General features: G+C 64.1%; 6 protein-coding genes. 2 read left to right on the forward strand and 4 right to left on the reverse strand.

Translation table 11 applies throughout. The annotated features are described in order from the left end of the window. Position 1 precedes the first annotated feature (1 nt). The 3 genes from VJ673_RS12370 to VJ673_RS12380 all read right to left on the reverse strand — a co-directional run bounded on the left by VJ673_RS12370 (position 2) and on the right by VJ673_RS12380 (position 3,450). Entirely contained in the window at positions 2 to 760 is a 759-nt protein-coding gene (locus tag VJ673_RS12370) for an SDR family NAD(P)-dependent oxidoreductase (RefSeq protein WP_324126405.1), read from the reverse strand. Positions 761 to 791: 31 nt separating this feature from the next. After that, positions 792 to 2,123 carry a spinster family MFS transporter gene (locus tag VJ673_RS12375; protein WP_324126406.1) on the reverse strand — a complete coding sequence of 444 codons (1,332 nt, stop codon included), beginning with the start codon at positions 2,121 to 2,123 and terminating at the stop codon, positions 792 to 794. A gap of 67 nt (positions 2,124 to 2,190) precedes the next feature. Beyond that, entirely contained in the window at positions 2,191 to 3,450 is a 1,260-nt protein-coding gene (locus VJ673_RS12380; RefSeq protein ID WP_324126407.1) for an acyl-CoA dehydrogenase family protein, read from the reverse strand. Between the two features lie 469 nt (positions 3,451 to 3,919). Between VJ673_RS12380 and VJ673_RS12385 the strand changes: the two genes are divergently transcribed. Both VJ673_RS12385 and VJ673_RS12390 read left to right on the forward strand, forming a co-directional pair. Next, positions 3,920 to 5,167, forward strand: coding sequence for an acyl-CoA dehydrogenase family protein (locus tag VJ673_RS12385; protein ID WP_324126408.1), 1,248 nt, complete (start codon positions 3,920 to 3,922; stop codon positions 5,165 to 5,167). 72 nt (positions 5,168 to 5,239) lie between these two features. Next, on the forward strand, positions 5,240 to 5,959 hold the full coding sequence (locus VJ673_RS12390) for an SAM-dependent methyltransferase (RefSeq protein WP_324126409.1): 720 nt from the start codon (positions 5,240 to 5,242) through the stop codon (positions 5,957 to 5,959). A 593-nt stretch (positions 5,960 to 6,552) separates the two neighbouring features. Here VJ673_RS12390 and VJ673_RS24610 read toward each other — a convergent pair. Continuing rightward, the coding region (locus VJ673_RS24610) for an ATP-binding protein (protein ID WP_349254759.1) at positions 6,553 to 6,692 on the reverse strand (140 nt) is incomplete at its 5' end.

Genomic DNA, 6,692 nt, shown 5'->3' on the forward strand with positions numbered 1-6,692 from the left:
CTTACTGCACCAAGGCCCCGCCATCGATGACGAGCTCCGCGCCCGTCGTGTAGGAAGCGTCGTCGGACGCCAGGTAGAGCACGCCCGCAACGACCTCGCGGATCTGCCCGAGACGCCCGAGCGGAATGCGCGACAGCCGCCGCGCCACGGCTTCGGGGTCGGCGCAGGCTCCGCGCAACATGTCCGTATCGATCGGACCCGGATGAATCGAGTTACAACGGATGCCATCCTTCGCGTGCTGGCCTGCCGTCACCTTGGTGAAGGTCCGGACCGCGGCCTTGCTCGCGGCGTAGGCCGCTTCCATGATCTGGGATTGCCCGAGTGCTGCGAGCGACGAGATATTGACGATCGAACCGCCGCCGGCCCGGCGCATCTGCGGAATGGCGTATTTAGTGCCCAGGAAGACGCTTCTCGCGTTGACCGCCATCACGCGGTCCCACTCTTCGACGGTCCGCTCCTCGATCGAAGTCACGCTGGGCACGATGCCGGCGTTATTCACCAGGATGTCGAGCTTGCCGAAGACAGCGATGCTTTCATCGACGACACGGCGCCAGTCCTCTTCCTGCGATACGTCGAGGTGAAAATACCGAGCCCGTCCACCTGCCGCATGAATCTCCTGCGCGACGCCTACACCGGCCTCGTCCAGGAGGTCGCAAAGCACCACTGCAGCGCCTTCCTGCGCGAACACGCGTGCCGCTTCGGCCCCGAATCCGCGGGCGGCGCCGGTAATCAGTGCAACCTTGCCTTCCAGCTTCCCCATCGTTTCCTCTCCTCGATCTCTTGTATGACCGTTAACCGATGCGCACTTCGCGAACTTCACGCAGTCCCGCCGGCACAACCGGTTCCGGCGATGACGCTTCCGATTTGTGCAGCATTTCGTGCGGCAATGAATTCGACGCACGCCAGAACATCCAGCCGCCCATCAGCGAAAAGAGGACGGAGAAACTGATCGCGTAGCGCAACGAATGCTCGGCCACGCCCATGTGCGCCACCAGCGTGTCGCTGAGCAGCCCCGTAACGAAGGGCCCGAGGCCCAGGCCGAACAGATTGAGCACCAGCATCAACACCGCGGAGGTAAACGCCCGCATGTTGGCCGGAACGAGCATGTGGGCGATGGCGATGATCGGTCCGTAATAGACGAGCATCAGGGTCTGCGATACGGCGCCCAGGGCCATCGAGAGTTCGGCGGAAGCGACGAAGTACTGGCACAGCGCGAACGGGACCATCACGAACAAGGCGATCGCGACGACGCGAGCCCGCGCCCGGGGATCGTTCTTGCCGAAATGATCGGAGAGGCGACCGCCCAGGTACATGCCCGCGGCGCTGCCGAAACCGTTCACGAGCGCCAGGTAGAGCGAGGTCTGCGCGAGCGACATTTCGTGAACGCGCACATAGAACGGTGCGCTCCAGCTATTGACCGAGTACCACGCGAACGCATGGAAGGCGCCGGCGACGACCAGGTAGCGGTAGGTCTTCAGTCCCCACAGTCGGCTCAACGCCTCCCTGGCGCTCGGAGCCGGCAACGCCGTTGCCGGGGCCAAATCGAATTGCCCGCGCTTCGGCTCACGCATCGTAAACATCAGGATCGGCACCAGCACCAGGCCCGCCACGCCCACGACCGCAAAAGCCATGCGCCATCCGACCGCCTCCGCGAGCGCACCGGCAATGGAGAAGCCGAACATCATCCCGACGGGCAGCGACAAGCCCCAGACCGACAACGCCGTCGCGCGCGCGCTGGCCGGGTAGAGATCCGCAATCATCGAATGCGTCGCCGGGATGCTGCCGGCTTCACCCGCGGCGACCCCGACGCGGTAGAACAGCAGGCTCGTGAAGCTGGTCGCGAGCCCGGTCAGCGAGGTCATGCCGCTCCAGATCGCGAGCGATCCCGCGATCAGGTACTTGCGCGTCCAGCGATCGGCGAGGCGCGCGATCGGCAGCGACAGCGTCGAATAGAACAGCGCGAACGACAGCCCCGTCAGCGCCCCGAGTTGCGAATCGGACAGCCCGAGATCCGCCTTGATCGGCACCTGCAGGATCGAAAGGATTGTCCGGTCGATGTAGTTGAACACCGACACCATGAACAGCAGAAAGAGAACGTAGCGACGCTGCCCGGCACTGATCATCAGCTTGCTCCAAAAAACGACGATATCGCGGACCGGGGCTGCCCTGGGGACGGCCCCGGATCACCCCTTACTTGGAGTACGCCTTGATGCTCGAATATTCGCGTCCTTCGTGTTTCTTGCATTCGAGCCGTGCCACGGTGCGGCAGTGAACCTCGTCCGGACCGTCGGTCAGGCGCACGATACGCGTGTTGGCGTACATCTCCGCGAGCCCGAAGTCCTGCGACACACCGCCGCCGCCGTGAGCCTGGATCGCCATGTCGATGATGCGCTGCGCGACCTGCGGCGCCACCACCTTGATCATCGCGATCTCGCCGCGCGCCGCCTTGTTGCCGACCGTGTCCATCATGTAGGCGGCCTTCAGGCACAGCAGGCGCACCATCTCGATGTCGATGCGCGCGTTGGCGATGCGCTCCTCCCACACCGAATGCTCGTTGATGCGCTTGCCGAAGGCCTCGCGCGACATCAGGCGGATGCACATGCGTTCGAGCGCCACCTCGGCCGACGCGATGTTGCGCATGCAATGGTGGATGCGGCCCGGTCCGAGGCGCCCCTGCGCGATCTCGAAGCCGCGCCCTTCGCCCAGGATCAGGTTCTCGGCCGGCACGCGGACGTTGTCGAGGATGACCTCGAAGTGTCCGTGCGGCGCATGGTCGAAGCCGAACACGTTGAGATGGCGCACGACCGTGACCCCCGGCGTGTCGCGCGGCACGAGGATCATCGACTGCTGGCGATACGTCTCGGCGTTCGGATCGGTCTTGCCCATCACGATGAAGAACGCACAGTGCGGATGCCCGGCACCCGACGACCACCACTTGTGGCCGTTGATCACGTAGTCGTCGCCGTCGCGGCGGATCTCGGTGCGGATGTTGCGCGCGTCCGACGACGCGACCTTCGGCTCCGTCATCAGGAAGGCCGAGCGCGTCTCGCCGTTCATCAGCGGCACCATGAAGCGGCGCTTCTGGTCCTTCGTGCCATAGCGGTGCAGCACCTCGAAGTTGCCGGTGTCCGGCGCCATGCAGTTGAAGATCTCCGAGGCGAAGGACACCCGCCCCATCAATTCCGCGATCGGTGCGTACTCGACGTTGGTCAGGCCGATGCTCGTGAAGAACTCGTCGTCGTGGTCCGACGGCGGCATGAAGATGTTCCACAGCCCTTCGGCACGCGCCTTGGCCTTGAGCTCCTCAAAGATCGGCGGCGTTTCCTTCCAGCGGTCGATGGTGGCCATCTGCTGGTGATAAGTCGGAATCGCTGGATAGACATGCTCGTCCATGAAGACCCGGACCCGCTCCATCCACTCAAGGGATTTCTTCGATTGCTCAAAATGCATTTCTGGCGACCTCTCTGAATTGATGATGCAAGCCCGACCCGACTCGGGCGGCGGAGCGGCCTTGCAAGTGCGCTTGCCGACGTAACCTAGACTACTCGACCGACCGGTCGGGTGTCAATATGCCGATGCAAGCGGTCGTATCTGTTTCCGGCCGTATGGCGCCCATCCCGGGGCCGCCCGGCTTGCACCCTCGGCAGCGCCCCGAACAGGTGTATTTCATCCGGCTCGGGATCAGCGGGCAGACCAGCGAAGCGGCAGCTGGCGGTTCGCCCCCATCCACATTCACAGGCCGCCACGCCTCAGGACCTTTCGCCGACATGCCACCCCTCTGCATCTGCCCGGACACTTGATCGCACCATCCACTCCACGTCGCGTACGCCTCATTTTTCGCTGCACAAGATACACGCCCGACCAGTCGGTCGTCTATAATCCCTCACGATCTCGCCTGCTTCATAAGGAACGGAACCCGATGGACTTCGACTATTCCGAGCAAACCGAAACGGTCCTGGGCGTATTGCGCCACTTCATTGACAGGCGCGTGCTGCCGGTCAATCTGAAATGGCATCAATCCGCAGCGCGCGGCGAGTACCCGCTGGCGGTGATCGAGCCGTTGAAGGCGATCGCGCGCGAGGAAGGGCTCTGGAACCTGTTTCTTCCCGGCCTGCGCGACGACGAACCGGGCACCCGGCTCGCCAACGCCGAATACGCCCCGCTGGCAGAAGCGATGGGCAGGATTCCCTGGTCCGCCGAAGTCTTCAACTGCAGCGCCCCCGACACCGGCAACATGGAACTGCTGCACCTGCACGCCACGGACGCCCAGCGCGAACGCTGGCTGCGCCCCCTGCTCGAGGGCCGCATCCGTTCCTGCTTCGCGATGACGGAGCCGGATGTCGCCTCGTCGGACGCCACCAACATCCGCACCAGCATCCGTCGCGACGGCGGCGACTACGTCGTCAACGGCCGCAAGTGGTTCGTCACGGGCGCCGCGCATCCGCACTGCGCTTTCGCGATCGTGATGGGCCAGAGCGGCGACTCCTGCGACGACGCGCCCCACGGCCGCCACTCGATGGTCATCGTCCCGATGGATACGCTCGGCGTGCAGATCGTCCGCAACATCCCGGTCATGCACCACCTGTCACCCGAAGGACACTGCGAGATCGTCTTCCGCGACGTCCGCGTCCCGGCGGAAAACCTGCTGGGAGAGGAAGGCAAGGGCTTCGCGCTCGCCCAGGCCCGGCTCGGCCCCGGCCGCGTCCACCACTGCATGCGCACCATCGGCCAGTGCGAGCTCGCGCTCGAGATGATGTGCGAACGTGCGCTCGAACGCCGCACCTTCGGCAAGTACCTGTGCGACTTCACCAACATCCAGGACTGGATCGCCCATTCGCGCGTCGAGATCGACCAGGCGCGGCTGCTCGTGCTGCGCGCCGCGTGGTTGATGGACCAGCGCGGCAACCAGGCCGCCCGCGTCGACGTCTCTGCCATCAAGCTCGTCGCCGCCCAATTGCAGACGCGCATCCTCGACCGCGCGATGCAGGTGTTCGGCGCGATGGGACTCACCCCCGACACCCCCTTGTCGCTGTTCTGGACCTGGGGCCGGGCGATGCGCTTCTTCGATGGCCCGGACGAAGTCCACCTGCGGGTATTGGCCCGCAACGAACTCGACAAGGCACGAACGAACCGCGGCGGGACGGCCGCCTACTATCTGCTCGAATAGCGGCGCCTGCACCCCAGCCTCACTCCCCTGCCCCACCGACCCAGCCCCCCACTCTGCCAAGCCCTCGCGACCATGGAAAAACTCGGCCCCGGAAGCAATCTCGACACGCTGCAAGTGCTCGCCATGATCCCGCAGGACAGCTTCCCGGTGGTCGTCGATGCGGGCAGCGGCGCCGGACGCCAGACGCTCGCGCTGGCGAGCCAGCTGCGAACCCCGGTGCACGCCGTCGACACCTCCGAACGCCACCTGGGCACCCTCGCGCGATACGCGGAGGAGTTCGGCATGGATGAGCTCGTCCACATGCACTGCATGGACATGGCCGACATTCCGGCGCGTTTTCCGGCAATCGACCTGCTGTGGTCCGAATGCGCGGCCTACCACATCGGCTTTCCGCGCGCGCTGGAAACGTGGTTCCCCGCCATCCGCCCCGACGGATACGCGGTGGTCAGCGAATTGTCGTGGCTGCGCAGCATGGACGAGGTTCCCCGGGCAGCGCGCGAATACTTCCGGTCCGGCTATCCCGACATGCGAACCGTCGACGACAACCTCGCTATCGCACGAGCCGTCGGCTACGACGTGATCGCGACCCACCTGTTATCGCGAGCGGCCTGGATCGACGGGTATTACGACAAGCTCGAACCGCTCGCGAACTCCTTGCTGCAGCACGCCGAGCAGTCGGTCCGGAATTTCGCGCAGCAAACGCTCAGCGGAATCCGGATCTTCGATTCTGCCGAGGGAAATTACGGGTACGTGTTCTACGTGCTAAGAAAGCCGAGACACGCAGTTTCATAGAGCCTCGCCGCGAGCAGGCTAAGCATCGTCCGGCGACTCGGCACGCAGGAACCGTAGCGTCTCGGGTCGGAGCCCGGCAAGGCGCCTCGCCCCTGCCAGACGGTCGCCACTATCCACGCCGGTCCCGTGCCCGACTCCGTCGGGACTGGTAACATGCACCCCCGTTAAAGCATCCGGCGGCCGGCTGGATCGCAGGTCGAGCAGCGGCCTAAACGCCCGTTTTCGACGGCAACTCGCACTTGAACGGCAGCGCCCCCGGTACGCAAAAAGCTACGTCGAAGAGGCAAGTGTAGACGGGCACCCTCGGGCCTCGATGGCACCAAACCCCGATACATGGCATATTCACATATCAAGGTGTTTTCACGGCGTGATGCAAAAACACGTTAATAAACAATCGACTGGTGACGATTCGCTGGGCAGTCATACGCCCATGATGCAGCAGGGTGTTTTGGCGTAATTGCTGGCTTTGAGATCCGGAAAACCGAAAGTTACGCCAAAAGCTACGCCGCCTCGCAATACCCGCGGAGGGCCGGAGATCACTCATCGCCAGCATCCCGTCCGCACGTCGAAGAATTCAAGTTTCAGGGCTTCTCCTACATTGGCAAGGTGAATTGAAAACGCGACCCGCCCTTGCCGATCCTTGAAAACGAAAGCTGTCCGCCGTGCGACTCGACGATCGAGCGGCAGATCGTCAGGCCGATACCCATCCCGTCAGGCTTGGTGGAAAAATAGG

It is taken from the genome of Aromatoleum sp., from assembly GCF_035254505.1.
GTDB lineage: Bacteria > Pseudomonadota > Gammaproteobacteria > Burkholderiales > Rhodocyclaceae > Aromatoleum.